This window comes from bacterium (assembly GCA_016716565.1).
Taxonomy (GTDB): domain Bacteria; phylum Bacteroidota; class Ignavibacteria; order Ignavibacteriales; family Ignavibacteriaceae; genus IGN2.
Genome location: JADJWC010000004.1, coordinates 483,186 through 499,705 on the forward strand (window position 1 = coordinate 483,186; position 16,520 = coordinate 499,705).

Sequence of the window (16,520 nt, forward strand, 5' to 3'; positions counted from 1 at the left end):
TCTCCCAAATAATTAAGTATAACATGAAAGAATCTAAAAGTTCAGAATTCACAGATAAAACATTTGTCATCATTGATGCAATGGCAATGGCTTATAGGGCATACTTTGCGTTCATAAACAGACCTTTAACGACAAAAAGTGGTGAGCCCACTTCAGCCGTATTTGGATTTATGAATCAGCTTGTCAAAGTGCTTGAAGATCATAAACCAGATTTTATCGCAGTTGCTTCGGATTCAAAAGAAAAAACATTTCGTCACGATATGTATAAAGAGTACAAAGCAACTCGCGAAGCAATGCCTGATGATATGATTCCACAAATAGGTCGAATAAAAGAGATTGTTGAGTTGCTGAATATTCCCCTTTACATAAAACCCGGATACGAAGCAGATGATATTATCGGAACGGCTGTCAGACTTGCAGAAAAAAAAGGAATGATTTCTTATGCAGTTACTCCTGATAAAGATTATATGCAGTTGGTTACTGATAAAACAATAATTGCAAAACCAGGTCGGGGTTCAGACGAGGTCGCATTTTTTGATGTGAAAAAAGTAAAGGAAAATTTTGGCTTTGAACCAGAGCAGATGATCGATTACCTCGCTTTGGTTGGTGATAGCTCTGATAATATTCCAGGTGTAAAGGGAGTTGGAGAAAAAACGGCACTTCCGTTAATTCAACAGTTTGGTTCGATTGAGAATCTATACGACAATCTTGATAAAGTAGATAAAGCCGGAACAAAGAAAAAGCTGGAAGAAAATAAAGACAATGCTTTTCTCTCTAAGGAGCTTGCAACTATTAACTGCAATGTTCCGATGGAAATTGATTTTGAAAAAGCGAAGTTCGGTAAACCGAACTTTGATAAACTGCGAGATGTATTTGTTGAGTTGGAATTTAAAAGTCTGTATACAAGGTTGATGAAGATTTATGAACAGGAAAATCAGAAGCAGGAAATTAAAGAAGAAGAATTTTCAAATTCTTCAACTTTTGATAAGTCAAAATCAAAATATGAACTCATCACTAATAAAAAAGATGCGGAAAAACTTGCTGACAAATTAAGCAAGAAAGAGTTAATAGTATTCGATACGGAGACTGATTCTCTTGACCAATTCGAGCTGAGTATTGTCGGTGCATCATTCTCTACAAAATCCGGAGAGGGATATTTTATAGCAATTGATCCTGGAAGCAAAATATTTTCTGATGGTAAGAATCGATTGCCCGTCGATAACTTCATAAAAATATTCAAACCGATTTTTGAAAATAAAAAAATCAAGAAAGTCTGTCAGAACGGAAAGTTTGATATTTCTGTGATGAGAGGTTTGGGAATCAAGGTTGAAAATTTTTACTTCGATACAATGGTTGCGAGTTACTTAATCGACCCCGATCAAAAGCACGGAATGGATGATTTGTCTGAAAAGTTTCTCAATTACAAACCAATTCCTCTTTCATCACTAATAGGGGAGAAAAAAGATCCATCGAAAATGTTTGATGTAGAAGTTGAAAAGCTTTCAGATTATGCTGCAGAAGATGCTGACATCACATTCCAGTTGTATGAAATTCTCAGCAAAGAAATTGAAAAAGAAAAATTGGACCGTGTTGCTTTTGATGTTGACTTCCCTCTCGTTCCAGTTCTTGAAGATATGGAGCATGAAGGTGTAAATATTGATAAAAAAGCACTTGAAAGTTTCAGCAAAGATTTACAAAAGCTGATTACTTCATACACAAAAAAAATATATAAATCAGCGGGAGAAGAATTTAATATCAGCTCGCCAAAACAATTACAGGTTATCCTATTCGAAAAACTGGGGCTTGAATCAGGCAGAAAAACAAAAACAGGATTTTCAACTGATGCTCGCGCTTTGGAAAATCTGCGCGATCAACATGAGATAATTGAAATGATTCTTGATTACCGTCAGGCTTCGAAACTAAAATCAACTTATGCTGATTCGTTACCGAATCTTATCAATTCAAAAACGGGAAGAGTTCATACAGATTTCAACCAAACTGTAGCAGCAACGGGAAGACTATCAAGCTTAAATCCAAATCTTCAGAACATACCCATTAGAACAGAAATGGGAAAAGAAGTTCGAAAAGCATTTGTTCCTAGAGATAAAAATTATGTTTTACTCAGCGCAGATTACAGTCAGATAGAACTTCGTTTACTTGCTGCAATCTGCAAAGATGAAGCATTGATGAAAGCTTTTAAAAGCGGGGAAGATATTCACAGAAGTACTGCTGCACTTGTGTTTATGGTCGATCCGAAAGATGTAACACCAGATATGAGAAGAAAAGCAAAAGAAGTAAACTTTGGAATTCTTTATGGCATCGGTCCATTTGGTTTGAAGACGCGATTAGGAATTCCGCAATCACACGCAAAAGATATTATTGAACTTTACTTTAAGACATTTAAAAACGTTAGAAAATATATGGATGATTCTGTGAAGAAGGCACAGGAGAAAGGATTCGCAGAAACTTTGCTTGGCAGAAGAAGATTCCTGAGAAATATTAATAGCAATAACAGAGTTGTCAGACAGTTCGAGGAAAGAGTTGCGATAAATATGCCAATACAAGGGACTGCTGCTGATATGATAAAATTGGCTATGATTAAGATTCACAGTGAGCTGGAAAAAAGAAACGCTAAAACTAAAATGGTCCTTCAGGTGCATGATGAATTGGTATTTGACGCTCACAAAGATGAAGTTGAGGATTTGCGTCCGATGATCAAAGAAATTATGGAAAAAGCTTTGCCTGTTGATGTTCCTATTTTAGTTGATACTGGAGTTGGCGAAAACTGGCTAGATGCGCACTGAATAGATTAAGAGTAAGAGAATGAGTAAGATTAAGAAGGATGAAATAAAAAAAATTCTTTGTATAAAGCCTCGCGGAATTGGCGATATTATCCTTTCAACGATTGTTCTTGAAAATTTAAAAGATGCATTTCCCCACTCCGAGATTCATTACCTCACAGAAGAATTTGCAAAACGTGCTGTTGAAAATAATCCCTTCATTTCAAAGGTATTAACATTTAATAAAGAGGATTTTATTCTTTCGACAATTCGAAAAGTGCGAAAAGAAAAATATGATCTGATATTGGATTTGTGGTCTAATCCCAAAACAGCGCAGATTACTTTTTTTTCCGGAGCGAAGTACCGTGTAGGATTTGAAAAAAGAGGAAGAAACTATGCATATAATTATCGTGGCAAAAACGGAACGATGGGAAATCATGCTGCGGAAGATAATCTCGTATTATTGAATGAATTGGACATCCCGATTATCTCAAAGAAAATATTATTTAAAACAAATTCAGAAGAAAGATCGTTTGCCAAAAAGTTATTTGAGCAGACTTTTCCGAAAAAGGGAACAATTATAATAGGTATTATTCCTTCCGGAGGTTGGGATTCAAAAAGATGTGAGGTCTCCAAATGGATAGAAATCTGCAAAGAAATACAAAAAAAATTCGATGCTCATTTTTTAATTCTTTGGGGTCCGGGTGATGAAAAAGATGCTGAAGAAATTCGAGTTGGACTAACACTAAATCCGATTCTCGCTCCTAATTCAAGCTTTGGTCAAATGTCTGCTTTGATAGAAAAATGTGATTTGGTTATCGCAAACGATTCAGGTCCGATGCATGCAGCTGCTGCATTAAATATTCCCACAATAGGAATTTTTGGACCCACCAATCCTGAAAACCACAGACCATATTCTGAAAAATCCGGTTATGTAATTCACTCTGAACTTCATTGTATAAAATGTAATAAATTAGTTTGTCCGTATGGCCACGAATGTATGTTCGAACTACCAACTGAGAAATTTCTAATCGATATAGATAAACTCTTAAATCAGCAATGATTGAGCTCAACGGTAAAAAAAGAATATTGATCGTTCGTCTTGGAAAGATAGGCGATATAATAATTGCTTCATCAGTTTTTTTAGTGTGGAAAAAACTTTTTCCAGATAACCACATTACACTTGTGACACTCGATAAGAACAAAGACGTACTCAAATACAACAGAGACGTTGACGAAATCTACTTCGTAAAAAACAGAGCACAATTATTTTTTCAGATTATAAAATTAAGATCTGAAAGATTTGATTTGCTCGTCGATTTAAATGATGACCCATCGACTACTTCAGCAATTTTAAGAAAATATATAAAGGCAACAGTAACTGCAGGATTTAAATTCTGATCATAATGCTCCAGATGTGTCAATTGGATCGACCACTAAAAACAGAAACACATATTATCGAAAGGGTAAAATCAATATTAATAAATCTGAACAAAATTTTCGATAAATCTTATTTAAAGCCGGTTCTTTACCTTGGTGAAAATGAATCTCATGTTGTTACTAAGGAAATACAAAAGTATCGAGACAATAAAAAAATAATCTCAATTAATATTTCAGCCGGGGCACCAATACGTTACTGGCCAGAAAAAAAATGGATAGAATTAATGAATAGAATTTGTGAGGATTCAACTAACTGGTTGTTTATAATTCTATCAGAAAAAAGAGACAAGCAACAAAAAGAATTAATACTTCAACAAATCGATACTAACAGAATTATTCCAGCTGCATTTGATTCTTTTCAGCATTATGCCGCTTGTATAAAAAATTCTGATGTGTTGATTACACCGGATACAGCAGCCGTTCATATTGCATCAGCTTTTAACGTTCCTGTCATCGCAATCTATCCAAATTATGAATGGAATTTTAAAAGCTGGCAGCCTCTTTCGACTCATTTCAGATCTATACAAGCTAAAGAAGAGAATATATCAAACGTTAGTGTCGAAGAGGTTTATCAATCATTTATTAGTTTAACAAGTGAATTTTAATGGAAATTATTATGGATAAAGAAAAAGGCGTCTTTTCATGCAAAAGATTTTCGGGATACAAACCATGTTTTCCAGATCATAATTGCTGGGAAAATGGATGCAAGGATAATATCCCGATCGGTACTAAAATTCTGATCATAAATCTTGATGCAATGGGTGATGTCTTAATGACAACTGCCCAGCTTCCAGGATTAAAAAGAAAATTTCCGGAATCGACTATTTACTGGATTACTCTAAAAAATGCTGCTCCCCTATTATTCAATAATCCACTGATTGATCATGTGATGATATTCGATGCATCTTCGATCCTGATTCTTCAACAAATGAAGTTCGATTATGTTTTGAACGTTGATAAATCAAAACAATCTTGTTCTTTACTAAACAGTGTTATCAGTGAAAATAAACTTGGTTTTGGCTTAAATAAGAATGGTCAGATTATTCCAATGAACAAAGGAGCACACTACAATTTCAATTTGGGAATGGATGATCACTTGAAATTTAAAGTCAACCAGCGAACAGGACAGGATTATCTAGCGGAGACTTTTGAAAATGATTATAAACGAGATGAATATGTATTTGATTTCACCGAAGAGGAAAAGAAATTCATCGAATCCTACAGAAAGAAAATTGGAATTAAGAAGAAGGATAAAGTTATAGGATTTAATACTGGTTGCTCAGAGCTATATCCAAACAAAAAAATGACTAATGAGCAGCACATCTTTCTCATAAAAAATTTATTAAAGAAGAATTATAAAATAATTCTGCTCGGTGGGCCGGAAGATACTCAACGAAATAAAGAGATCTATCAAGATTTAAAGGTAAAATAATCAACACTCCAACTGATGAAGGATTGAGACGAGGTATATGCTACGAAAATATTCCAGATATTATAGTTACAGGAGATTCTCTGGGAATGCACATAGCTATTGCATTGAAGAAATTTGTAATTGCTTGGTTTGGTGTTAGCTGCTGGACTGAAATAGATTTATATGACAAAGGAGTGAAATTTTTTCAAGCAGATTTATTCTGCTCTCCTTGTTGGAAAAAACAGTGTCCGTATGATCTGGAGTGTATAAAAATGATTGATCTCGATGGAATACTATCGGCAATCGATATGTTTTTCAAGAAGAAAAAAAATTCACATCACTAGAATGATTAAAAGAAATCCATTAGAACAAATAAATGAAAAACCACTTATACTGGATGGGGCAATAGGCAGCTATATTCAACAACTAGGATTTATAACTGATGATATCCTGTGGACAACAAAAGTGAACTTTGAAAATCCTGAATTAATAGTTCAAATTCACAGAGAATACATTGATGCGGGAGCAAATATTATTACTACTAATACATTCAGAACTAATCCAGCATCGTTAAATAAATCTGGTTTGTCTTTTTCATCACCAGATTACGTCAAACAGGCTGTGAGTCTGACCAATCAAGCAGCAGATGGTAGGAATGTATTGATTGCCGGTTCAAATGCACCAGCTGAAGATTGTTATCAAAAGATTCGAACTCTACCCTATGTTGAACTTGAGAAAAATCACAAATATCATATTGATTTACTTATAGATAACGATGTTCATTTTATTTTAAATGAAACACAAAGCCATGTAGATGAAATAAAAATTATTTGTCAGCATTGTGATAAAAATTCAATACCTTATGTAATCAGTTTATATCTTGATGATAATTTAAATTTATTATCAGGTGAAAGCGTAGAATATGTTCTTACTTTTCTGCAAGATTACAATCCAATGGCAATTGGATTTAACTGTATATCTACTGAAGTATTTCAAAATCTAATCAGGAGCACGAAGTTACCTGTTCTCTGGGGATATTACTTAAATTGTGGAAGTGGTAGTCCTCAGGATAAAGTCATCAATTGTGGTATTAATCCTGATGAGTATTTACAAATCGTGAAGACATCGATGGAATATCATCCTTCGTTTGTTGGTTCTTGCTGCGGCTCTAATCCGGAACACACAAAAAGTTTAAGGAAATTTTTTAATGAATAAAATTACTGTCGATTCTCCCGCAAAAATCAACTTAGGATTAAACGTTGTAAGAAAGAGAGAAGATGGATTTCACGATTTGGAAACGGTGTTCATACCAATTATGCTTTCCGATAAAATGACTTTTGTTCGATCTGATAAACTGACTTTTGATAGCAACAATCAGCAAATGATTGCAATAAAAGATAATCTGATTCTTCGGGCAATTCGGTTGTTGAAGTCAAATTTCGGACAAGATTTTAATCTCTCTATTTATGTTGAAAAAATTATTCCTATTGGAGGTGGATTAGGTGGAGGAAGCTCAAATGCAGCTGTGACATTGAAAACGATAAATAAAATGTTTAATCTTGGTTTTAGTTATAATGAGTTAGCAAAATTCGCACTAAACTTGGGTTCAGATGTGCCGTATTTTTTGAATCCTATCCCCTGTTTTGCTGAATCACGAGGTGAAATACTTCATCCGTTAAACGTGGAAATTCCATATCCTATTTTGATTGTGAATCCTGGAATTAAGATTGAAACGGCCTGGGCATTCAAAAAAATTAGTCCTGCAAAACCAGGGAAAAGTTTAAAAAGTATTTTCATAAATGGGGCACTGGATTTCGATGAACTAAAATCATTTGTAAAAAATGATTTCGAAGAAATCGTATTTGAAACTTTTCCGGAAATAAAAGATATAAAAAATGATTTGTATGCTTCAGGGGCGGAATTTGCTTTGATGAGCGGAACAGGTTCAACGGTTTATGGAATATTTACGAATCTTCAGAAAGCAGCTTGGGCGGAAGATTTTTTCAGAAAAAAATATTTTACGTACCTGAATATTCCTTTTGAAAAAGGTTCTATTACCTGACTCCGCTTTCCAGAAATTCTATTTTCTCACTGCGTAGATTAAGTTTAACTTTTACACCAAATGGAAATGTTACTAAATCATTAATATGACCATGCGGGAATGAATGGAATACCGGAATATTCAGTTTACCAAAATAATCTTCGATGACCTGTTCGAGTGTTAATGTCTTTTTATTTATATCTTTCTCAGTACAATCGATAAAGCTGCCCAGAATAATTCCTTTAACTTTTTTGAAAACATTATTCAGTTTTAGCTGATTTAACATTCTATCGATTTTGTAAGGAGGTTCACTAATTTCTTCCAGAAATAAAATGCTTTCTTTTAAATCAGGAAAATATTTACTACCTATTAATGAAGTCAGGACTGCAAGATTACCACCTAAAATTCTTCCACTTACTCCGGAAGGATTTTTTAGATTCCTCCCAAAAAGAAATTTTGCTTCAACCGGTTTTCGTTTTTTAACTGAAGAAATAGTTTCCCAAAAATTCTCTTCAGTAAAAGGACTAATGTTCCTTGAAAAATTTGGGATAACCATTGGTCCTCCAAAAGTTACTAATCCAGCCTTCCTGAAAAACGCCATCTGAAGCGCAGTGATCTCACTAAAGCCAACTAATATTTTAGGATTATTTTTAATCAGCTTGTAATCAATTTTATCCAACAATCTTACTGCACCATATCCACCACGAAGACAAAATATCGCCCTAACATTTTTATCAGAAAACATCTGGTGCAAGTCGGCTACTCTTTCCTCATCAGTGCCAGCAAGATAACCTCGCACTTTACCAACATTTTTCCCCATAGTAGTTGAATATCCAAGATTATCAATGTAACTGATTCCACTTTCAATCAGTGATAAGTCTTCAGGTGATGAAGCAGGCGAAATGATTCCTATCAGATCTCCATTTTTTAGTTTATTTGGTTTAATAATATTCATCTTGTATTTAATTCTAATTTTGTTTGTAAAAAATTGTATTTATTCCCGCCTAATGCAAGCCTGTTATTAATTAATTGTTAATTATTTTTTCAGTAGCGATTAATCTATTTTTATGTGATTCCAATCAAATCTTTCACAGTAGCTTTTAATTGCATCCATTAAGATTTATTATTTTTTTATATTTCATTTACAAAAGGTGGTTATTTTTAATATTGTAAAATGAACAAGAAAAAAATTTTATACATATGTGGTTCGATGAATCAAACCACACAGATGCACAAAATTTCACTCGAACTCCCTGAACATGATGCTTACTTCACACCATTTTTTGATACCGGTTTTTTAGGATTATTGAACAGATTAAAATTAATCGAATTTACAATTTTGGGTGGAGTATTCAAGCGTAACACACTTAATTACCTCTCAGAGAATAAATTAAAAATAGATTATCGTGGCAAGAATGATGACTATGATCTGGTAATTACTTCTCAGGATATTACAGTTCCCAGGAATATTAAAAAATTTAAGACTATCCTCATTCAGGAAGGAATGACCGATCCCCCTGACTGGAGATATCACGTTACCAGATTTTTGCATTTACCTCGCTGGTGTGCGAGCACATCGATGACCGGCTTGTCGCACCAGTATGATTACTTTTGTGTTGCATCGGAAGGATTCAGAAATCAATTTATTGAAAGAGGAATTAATCCAAGCAAAATCAGGGTTACAGGCATCCCCAACTTTGATAATTTTGATGAAATGAGAGATCTTAAATTTGAATACAAGAATTTTGTCTTAGTTGCTACTTCGGATATCAGAGAAACTTTAAAATATGAGAATCGAAAAAAACTGATTAATTATGCGCTTAAAATTGCTAATGGTCGGAAACTAATATTTAAACTCCATCCGAATGAAAAAGTAAAAAAGAGAATTGATGAAATAAAGAAATATGCACCGGAAGCATTGGTTTATCACGGTGTAAGCATTGATCCATTGCTGGCAAATTGTGATGTCTTCATTACTAAATATTCAAGTACTATTTTCCCGGCATTTGTTCTCGGTAAAGAAGTTCATTGTGCAATTGATAATGAAGAGCTAAAAAAATTAGTACCGATTCAAAATGGCGGTACTTCGGCAAAAAATATCGCAGAAGTAGCTAACGAATTGTTAACATCATCCCGCTCCGTTGTAAGGGGAAGAGAAAAAGATAAATATTATTCTGATCTCCGGAATAATTTAAAGTATCTTCTTAAACGCAAAGTAGCTCGAACAAATACCGGGCACTGACCTTTCCAAATTGAATACATCACTTAAAATTGTTTCAGTAATTCAAGCTCGTATGGGATCGACACGTTTGCCTGGAAAAGTGCTTCTTCCACTAGCTGACAAGCCTTTAATATTAAGAATGCACGAACGTGTGAAGCTTTCAAAATATGCAGGAGAAATTGTTATTGCAGTTACAAACGACCAATCTGATAATCAACTCTTCAATCTGTGTCAGCAAAATGGAATTAATGTATTTCGTGGTCATCCACTTGATCTGCTTGATCGCCATTATCAAGCAGCAAAAAAATTCAATGCTGATGTCGTCCTCAAAATACCTTCAGACTGTCCATTAATTGATCCGGAAATTATTGATAAAGTCATCCTGTATTATATTAACAACAGAGAAAAATTTGACTTTGTGAGTAACCTGCATCCTCCAACCTATCCGGACGGAAATGATGTTGAGGTGATGAGTTTTAAAACGCTCGAGAGCGCTTGGATCAATGCAAAAAAAGATTTTGAACGTGAACACTCAACACCCTACATTTGGGAAAACCCAGATAAATTCAGAATAGGAAATGTTGAGTGGGAAACCAGAAAAGATTATTCAATGACTCACAGGTTTACTATCGATTACAAGGAAGACTATGAGTTTATAAGAAGAGTTTACGAGGAACTATATCCAACAAATAAAAGATTCGGATTAAATGATATTCTTAATCTGCTCGAAGAAAAACCTGAAATAAAAAAAATAAATGAAGTTTATGCCGGAGTTAATTGGTACAGAAATCATCTCAATGAACTGAAAACAATTTCTCCGGAACAAACAAAAAATATTTAGCGTTATATTATAAACACAACTACTAATTAAGCTATGCCAAATAAAGTTGATTTCAATAAAGACTATCCATCAATAAAAAAATCAGACGAGATTTATCAGAAAGCATTAAACTTAATTCCTTGCACAACCCAGACACTCGCAAAAGGTCCGCAGCAAAATGTAAAAGGAGTTGCTCCAAAATATTTAGTCAGAGGAAAAGGTTCACATGTTTGGGACGTTGACGGAAATGAATATCTGGATTTTAATATGGGTATCGGTCCACTCTCACTTGGTTATGCTTATGACAAAATTGATGAAGCCATAAAGAAACAACTGGAAGACGGAATTACTTTTTCATTGATGCATCCGCTGGAGGTTGAAGTTGCTGAGATGTTGAATAAAATAATTCCAAATGCTGAGTCAATCAGGTACAGTAAGTCCGGTGCTGATATTACTTCAGCTGCAATCCGGGTTTCAAGAGCTTTCACAAAAAGAAATAAAGTTTTATGCTGTGGTTATCATGGCTGGCACGATTGGTATATCTCAGTTACAGATAGAAATGCTGGAATCCCTAATGTAATTCAGAATTTGACTTTCACATTTAATTACAACGACATTCAATCTGTAATCGATTCTATTGATGAAGATACCGCCGCTGTAATTCTTGAACCGTTTGTGTTTGAAGCTCCGAAAGATAATTTTCTGCATAAATTACGCGATGTCTGTGATAGGAATGGTACACTTTTAATATTTGATGAAATGTGGACAGGATTCAGAATTGCAATTGGTGGTGCACAGGAATACTTCGGCGTTAAAGCTGATCTTGCTTGTTTCTCAAAAGCAGTAGCTAATGGAATGCCTATCGGAATTTTGGCTGGAAGAAAAGATGTAATGAGTGTGCTCGAAAAGGATGTTTTCTTTTTTACAACATTTGGCGGAGAAGCTTTATCTTTAGCAGCAGTCAAAGCTACAATTACTGAATTAAAGGAAAAGAATGTCCCCGCATATCTTGCAAAGCAAGGAACGAAGCTGAAAGATGGCTACAACTCAGTAGCAGAACAATTAAATATGCCTTATACAAAATGTATCGGATTTGAATGCCGTTCACTTATTACTTTTGATGCTTCTGCTGGCAATCCGTTGGAAATGAAATCACTTGTTCAGCAGGAGATGATTAAACGCGGAATTCTCTGGGGAGGTTTTCATAACATGAGCTTCTCTCATTCAGATCATGATGTTGAATATACTTTAAAAGTTTATCGCGAAGTTCTGCCAATCTTGAAAAAAGCCGTCGATGAGAAAAATGTAAAAGGATATCTGAAAGGTGAACCGGTAGAACCTGTATTCAGAAAAGTTTCAAACTTTAACACTAAACCAAAGAAGAAATAAAGTGACTGTCGAAAAGAAATTATCGGAATTATTTTCCCTAAAAGAAAAGTTGCTGTTGTAACCGGTGCTCTCGGGTTAATCGGAAAACATCATTGTCATGCACTCGCAGATGCAGGTGCAAGTGTTGTAGTATGTGATTTGAATGAAACCGAATGCGCTGATTTTGCTTCTTCTCTTTCGGTCTTGTCGTTAGGCATTTCTGCCGACATCACCAATAAAAAATCTGTTAAAGAACTCAGAAACAAAATTCTCAGTAATTATGGTAAGATTGATATTCTTGTTAACAATGCTGCCATAAATGATAAGTTTGAAGATCCGCTTGCAGCGTTGGAAGAATCAAAATTTGAAAACTATCCTGTTGAAATGTTCAGAAAGTCACTTGAAGTAAATGTAACCGGAATGTTCCTTTGCTCGCAGGTTCTCGGAACTGAAATGGCAAACAAAGGTTACGGAAGCATAATAAATGTCGCATCGACTTATGGAATTGTTGCACCTGATCAATCAATCTATAAAAATGAAAAAGGTGAACAGACATTTTATAAATCTGCTGCTTATCCAGTTACAAAAGGTGCCGTAATTTCTTTCACAAGATTTCTTGCAGCATATTGGGGAAACAAAGGTGTTAGAGTAAATACTCTTTCTCCCGGCGGTGTAAAAGATGGACAGGAAGAGTTTTTCGTGAAGAATTATTCAACTAAAACACCACTCGGAAGAATGGCTCACCCTACTGATTACAAGGGGGCTTTAGTTTTTCTTGCGAGTGATGCTTCAAGTTATATGACGGGTGCTAATCTCATAGTTGACGGAGGCTGGACAGCATGGTAATCGATAATCAACTCAAGCAAAAAAATCTTCATCTAAAAGAGAAACTCGAAAAGATTAAAATCGTTCTGACTGATAATGATGGTGTTCTTACTGATACAGGTGTTTACTTTTCCGCCAAAGGCGAAGAGCTTAAAAGATTTTCAATCAGAGATGGAATGGGTGTTGAAAGACTAAGAAAATATGCTGGCGTTGAAACCATAATTGTAACCGGTGAAGAATCAGGTTCTGTAAAAGCGCGGGCTGAAAAGTTAAAAATGAATGAATATTATCTTGGCGTGAAGAAAAAAGAGGAAGTCTTTTCTGAAATTATGAAAAAGCACAAATTAACCTCGAATGAAATTGCTTATGTGGGAGATGATTCAAATGATTTTGAAGTAATGAAACTTGCAGGATTCAAAGCCACTCCTTCAGATGGTATGAGTTTCATTAAAGAAATTGCAGATTATGTTTGCGAAAATAAAGGCGGTAACGGTGCTTTCAGAGAAGTCGCCGAATTAATTATAGCTTTCAAAACGAAATAATAATATTATTCTTTAAATGAGAATTTGAATATGAGATCAATCAAAGCTGGAAGGATAAATATTGGTGATGGAAATCCGGTTTTTATTGTTGCAGAAATCGGAATCAATCACAATGGTTCATTAGAAATTGCAAAAAAATTAATCGATGGTGCAAAAGCTGCAGGATGTGATGCAGTCAAATTTCAGAAAAGAACTCCTGAAATCTGCGTTCCAAAAGACCAATGGAGTATTGAAAGAGATACTCCCTGGGGCAGAATGACTTACATCGATTACAGATACAAAGTTGAATTTACAAAGGACGATTATGCAGAAATTGATAAGTTCTGCAAAGAGAAAAATATTTTTTGGTTCGCTTCCTGCTGGGATGAAGCAGCAGTAGATTTTATTGAACAATTTGATGTACCTATTTACAAAACTGCATCTGCTTCACTTACGGATATAAATCTTCTGCTGAAACATAAAAAATTGAATAAAGCAACGATTGTTTCAACGGGTATGTCAACTTTGGAAGAAATTGAAGTTGCTGAGAATTTATTCGAAGGAAAAATATTCTTATTGCACATTCAACATCTTCCTATCCCTGTCCGAATGAAGAACTGAATTTAAAGATGATTACAACATTGCGAAATAAATATCCTGAAATTCCGATTGGATATTCAGGACACGAAACCGGGTTAGCTCCTACCTGGGCTGCTGTTTCACTCGGTGCTAACTTTGTCGAAAGACACATTACTCTTGACCGGGCAATGTGGGGCAGCGATCAGGCTGCATCTGTAGAAGTTGACGGATTTCACCGGCTCGTAAGAAACATTCGTGATATTGAAATTGCTTTAGGTGACGGAATAAAGCGGGTTTATCCGAGTGAAATGAGTGCAAGAACAAAGTTAAGAAGAGTAAAATAATTTCGACTAAAAAAGATCATGGCTACAATATTTGCTGATATCGCTCACTGGATTCAGAACTATTTTTCCAATATGTCTAATGCTGAGCTATATTCAACTCTTATAATTGTTGGTGCTGCTGTACTTTTTATTCTTGCAGAAAGAATCTGGCCCTATACTAAAGGTCAGAAGGTTTTACGTGAAGGTTTCTTCGACGATCTTGCATTATACACAATTGCCCAGAGTTACATTCTTGGAATTTTGATTTTCACCTACATCATTAATTTTATCGATCAATCAACCGGTCTTTCAAGATTGCAGTTATTCAGAGATGTTCCAATATGGATTCAACTTATCTTTTTCCTGGTAACTCACGATCTTTACATTTACTGGATGCATCGCTGGCAGCACAAGAATAAATATCTTTGGAGAATTCACGAGGCGCATCACTCACCCAAAAAAGTTGATTGGCTTTCCGGTTCGAGATCACACGGCTTGGAGATTTTAATCAACCAGACAATTGAATTTCTTCCGATTGTATTACTTGGTTCTCCACCTGAAGTCATTGCATATAAAGGAGTGATTAGCGCAGTTTGGGGAATGTACATCCATTCAAACCTTAATGTGCGTACCGGAAAACTTCAAAAATTTATTAATGGTCCTGAAATGCATCGCTGGCATCACTCAACCGGCAAAGGAAGAAACAGAAACTTTGCCACAAAGCTTGCAATCTGGGATTGGATTTTCGGCACAGCATTTCTACCTGAAACGAAGCCGGATGAATATGGATTGAAAACTTACTTTCCGAAACATTACTTTATGCAAACGTTATTTGCGTTTCGCACCTTCAAGAAGTCTAAAGGTTCGCTGCAGGCTGAAACGGAAAATTAGGTGGTTACTGTCTTGTTGAGAAGGATTTTATTGTAATATTCAATCTGAATATTTGATAAATTCTAAATTTATTAAACAATAATTGAACTCATCCCTACCCTTCTCTTAAGAAGAGAAGGGATTATTTATTTTATTGTTACGTGATATATTTATTACGTCAGAACATAATCACTTATCGTTTTATTGATAATAAGTCTCTCTCCTTTTAGGAGAGAGATTAGAGTGAGGTCAATTTACTTTGGAAAGATACTTTTCCGTCAAATATTTAATAATAATTACTTAAGCATTTCTTAATATTTTGTTAACAGTTCAATTGTAGCTTTGGTTATCAAAAACAATCTAAAGTATCTTCTTGTTAATAGCTCACATATCAGATCTACATCTAAACAGTTTTTATAACGATTCTACTTTTAAACGCGCTAACTTTCTCTTAAAAGAAATTTCTGAAAGCAAGGTGGATCATTTAATAATTACCGGTGACATAACAGATAACGCTTCTGAAAAGGATCTGGAAAGATTCAGACGTCTGTTAATTAAATATAATTTTATGGATGGCAATAAGCTTTCAATAATTGCAGGTAATCATGACATTTTCGGAGGCGTTCAGAAAGCAGAGGACATTTTTATTTTTCCCGAGAAATGTAATTCAACAAATTATAATGAGAGAATGGATACATTCCTGAGCTACTTCCCGGAAGCTTTTAGCAATTGTAACTATATATCTCCAAAAAAATTCTTCCCTTTCTTAAAAAAGTTAAATGATACATTAATCATCGGGGTAAACTCAGTTGCCCCTTATTCAAGAATAACAAATCCATTTGGTTCTAATGGTGTTGTGGATCCTACTCAGTTCGGAGAACTATACGAGATTCTGCGGAAAAATAGCAACGATTTGAGTCACAAAATATTAATTACCCATCATCATTTTAATAAATTAAAAAGTGATGCTAAAAGTACATTCGGAACAATATGGGCCGGCATTGAAAAGCAGACAATGAAATTACGAGGTAAGAAAAGACTGTTAAAGTTATTTAATGAATTTGGAGTGGATATCGTACTGCATGGACATGTTCACGAATCAAAGGAATATTATCGCAAAGAGATAAGATTTTTAAATGCTGGTGCATCGATAAAAAACAACAAAGATTATCTTCATATTAATTACCTTACAATAAGTAAAAGTAAAATGAAGATTGACATACAAAAGCTGGCTTATCCTGAACAGTTGAAACCTGAGCGCATAACCAATTCGAAAAATGAACAGCTAAAATTAATTAACGCTGCAATGATAGCTTGATTT

Annotated in this window: 14 protein-coding genes and 2 pseudogenes; 15 read left to right on the forward strand and 1 reads right to left on the reverse strand. The window is 34.6% G+C overall.

Translation table 11 applies throughout. The features are described 5' to 3' along the window. The first annotated feature begins 23 nt into the window (after nucleotides 1-23). The 7 genes and pseudogenes from polA to ispE all read left to right on the forward strand — a co-directional run bounded on the left by polA (nucleotide 24) and on the right by ispE (nucleotide 7,693). The gene (gene polA / locus IPM14_17655) at nucleotides 24-2,804 is read left to right on the forward strand and encodes a DNA polymerase I (GenBank protein MBK9099889.1); all 2,781 of its coding nucleotides are present in this window, start codon (nucleotides 24-26) and stop codon (nucleotides 2,802-2,804) included. A 19-nt stretch (nucleotides 2,805-2,823) separates the two neighbouring features. Continuing rightward, nucleotides 2,824-3,843 (forward strand): glycosyltransferase family 9 protein, encoded by a 1,020-nt coding sequence (locus IPM14_17660; protein ID MBK9099890.1) that lies wholly within the window; start codon nucleotides 2,824-2,826, stop codon nucleotides 3,841-3,843. Then, entirely contained in the window at nucleotides 3,840-4,181 is a 342-nt protein-coding gene (locus tag IPM14_17665; protein MBK9099891.1) for a hypothetical protein, read from the forward strand. The genes IPM14_17660 and IPM14_17665 overlap by 4 nt, the downstream gene beginning before the upstream one ends. 23 nt (nucleotides 4,182-4,204) lie before the next feature. Then, entirely contained in the window at nucleotides 4,205-4,825 is a 621-nt protein-coding gene (locus tag IPM14_17670) for a hypothetical protein (protein ID MBK9099892.1), read from the forward strand. 11 nt (nucleotides 4,826-4,836) lie between these two features. Continuing rightward, nucleotides 4,837-5,975, forward strand: a pseudogene (locus tag IPM14_17675) (glycosyltransferase family 9 protein). A 1-nt stretch (nucleotide 5,976) separates the two neighbouring features. Then, nucleotides 5,977-6,846: a homocysteine S-methyltransferase family protein gene (locus IPM14_17680; protein ID MBK9099893.1), complete on the forward strand. Its 870-nt coding sequence runs from the start codon at nucleotides 5,977-5,979 to the stop codon at nucleotides 6,844-6,846. Beyond that, nucleotides 6,839-7,693, forward strand: coding sequence for a 4-(cytidine 5'-diphospho)-2-C-methyl-D-erythritol kinase (ispE, locus tag IPM14_17685; GenBank protein ID MBK9099894.1), 855 nt, complete (start codon nucleotides 6,839-6,841; stop codon nucleotides 7,691-7,693). Before IPM14_17680 ends, ispE begins: the two co-directional genes overlap by 8 nt. Here ispE and IPM14_17690 read toward each other — a convergent pair. After that, nucleotides 7,686-8,627, reverse strand: a complete 942-nt coding sequence (locus tag IPM14_17690; GenBank protein MBK9099895.1) for an LD-carboxypeptidase — start codon at nucleotides 8,625-8,627, stop codon at nucleotides 7,686-7,688. The two genes, ispE and IPM14_17690, sit on opposite strands and share 8 nt — an antisense overlap. A gap of 219 nt (nucleotides 8,628-8,846) precedes the next feature. Here IPM14_17690 and IPM14_17695 point away from each other — a divergent pair, with 219 nt between their 5' ends. The 8 genes and pseudogenes from IPM14_17695 (at nucleotide 8,847) to IPM14_17730 (ending at nucleotide 16,517) form a co-directional block, all read left to right on the forward strand. Then, nucleotides 8,847-9,914, forward strand: a complete 1,068-nt coding sequence (locus IPM14_17695; protein MBK9099896.1) for a hypothetical protein — start codon at nucleotides 8,847-8,849, stop codon at nucleotides 9,912-9,914. Nucleotides 9,915-9,966: 52 nt separating this feature from the next. Beyond that, nucleotides 9,967-10,734 (forward strand): glycosyltransferase family protein, encoded by a 768-nt coding sequence (locus IPM14_17700; GenBank protein ID MBK9099897.1) that lies wholly within the window; start codon nucleotides 9,967-9,969, stop codon nucleotides 10,732-10,734. 33 nt (nucleotides 10,735-10,767) lie between these two features. After that, nucleotides 10,768-12,102, forward strand: coding sequence for an aminotransferase class III-fold pyridoxal phosphate-dependent enzyme (locus IPM14_17705; protein ID MBK9099898.1), 1,335 nt, complete (start codon nucleotides 10,768-10,770; stop codon nucleotides 12,100-12,102). A gap of 21 nt (nucleotides 12,103-12,123) precedes the next feature. After that, a complete protein-coding gene (locus IPM14_17710) occupies nucleotides 12,124-12,927 on the forward strand; it encodes an SDR family oxidoreductase (protein ID MBK9099899.1) in 804 nt (267 codons plus the stop codon). After that, nucleotides 12,921-13,448 carry an HAD-IIIA family hydrolase gene (locus tag IPM14_17715; GenBank protein ID MBK9099900.1) on the forward strand — a complete coding sequence of 176 codons (528 nt, stop codon included), beginning with the start codon at nucleotides 12,921-12,923 and terminating at the stop codon, nucleotides 13,446-13,448. The genes IPM14_17710 and IPM14_17715 overlap by 7 nt, the downstream gene beginning before the upstream one ends. Nucleotides 13,449-13,478: 30 nt before the next feature. Further along, nucleotides 13,479-14,350, forward strand: a pseudogene (locus IPM14_17720) (N-acetylneuraminate synthase family protein). 18 nt (nucleotides 14,351-14,368) lie between these two features. Beyond that, entirely contained in the window at nucleotides 14,369-15,220 is an 852-nt protein-coding gene (locus IPM14_17725; protein MBK9099901.1) for a sterol desaturase family protein, read from the forward strand. 352 nt (nucleotides 15,221-15,572) lie between these two features. Further along, complete coding sequence (locus tag IPM14_17730) at nucleotides 15,573-16,517, forward strand: metallophosphoesterase (GenBank protein MBK9099902.1); 945 nt, start codon at nucleotides 15,573-15,575, stop codon at nucleotides 16,515-16,517. Nucleotides 16,518-16,520 lie beyond the last annotated feature (3 nt).

What these genes read in the sequence shown, in the direction of transcription:
- polA (MBK9099889.1), top strand. Translation starts at nt 24, where the DNA reads ATGAAAGAATCTAAAAGTTCAGAATTCACAGATAAAACATTTGTCATC.
- IPM14_17660 (MBK9099890.1), top strand. Translation starts at nt 2,824, where the DNA reads ATGAGTAAGATTAAGAAGGATGAAATAAAAAAAATTCTTTGTATAAAG.
- IPM14_17665 (MBK9099891.1), top strand. Translation starts at nt 3,840, where the DNA reads ATGATTGAGCTCAACGGTAAAAAAAGAATATTGATCGTTCGTCTTGGA.
- IPM14_17680 (MBK9099893.1), top strand. Translation starts at nt 5,977, where the DNA reads ATGATTAAAAGAAATCCATTAGAACAAATAAATGAAAAACCACTTATA.
- ispE (MBK9099894.1), top strand. Translation starts at nt 6,839, where the DNA reads ATGAATAAAATTACTGTCGATTCTCCCGCAAAAATCAACTTAGGATTA.
- IPM14_17690 (MBK9099895.1), bottom strand. Translation starts at nt 8,627, where the DNA reads ATGAATATTATTAAACCAAATAAACTAAAAAATGGAGATCTGATAGGA.
- IPM14_17695 (MBK9099896.1), top strand. Translation starts at nt 8,847, where the DNA reads ATGAACAAGAAAAAAATTTTATACATATGTGGTTCGATGAATCAAACC.
- IPM14_17700 (MBK9099897.1), top strand. Translation starts at nt 9,967, where the DNA reads ATGGGATCGACACGTTTGCCTGGAAAAGTGCTTCTTCCACTAGCTGAC.
- IPM14_17705 (MBK9099898.1), top strand. Translation starts at nt 10,768, where the DNA reads ATGCCAAATAAAGTTGATTTCAATAAAGACTATCCATCAATAAAAAAA.
- IPM14_17715 (MBK9099900.1), top strand. Translation starts at nt 12,921, where the DNA reads ATGGTAATCGATAATCAACTCAAGCAAAAAAATCTTCATCTAAAAGAG.
- IPM14_17725 (MBK9099901.1), top strand. Translation starts at nt 14,369, where the DNA reads ATGGCTACAATATTTGCTGATATCGCTCACTGGATTCAGAACTATTTT.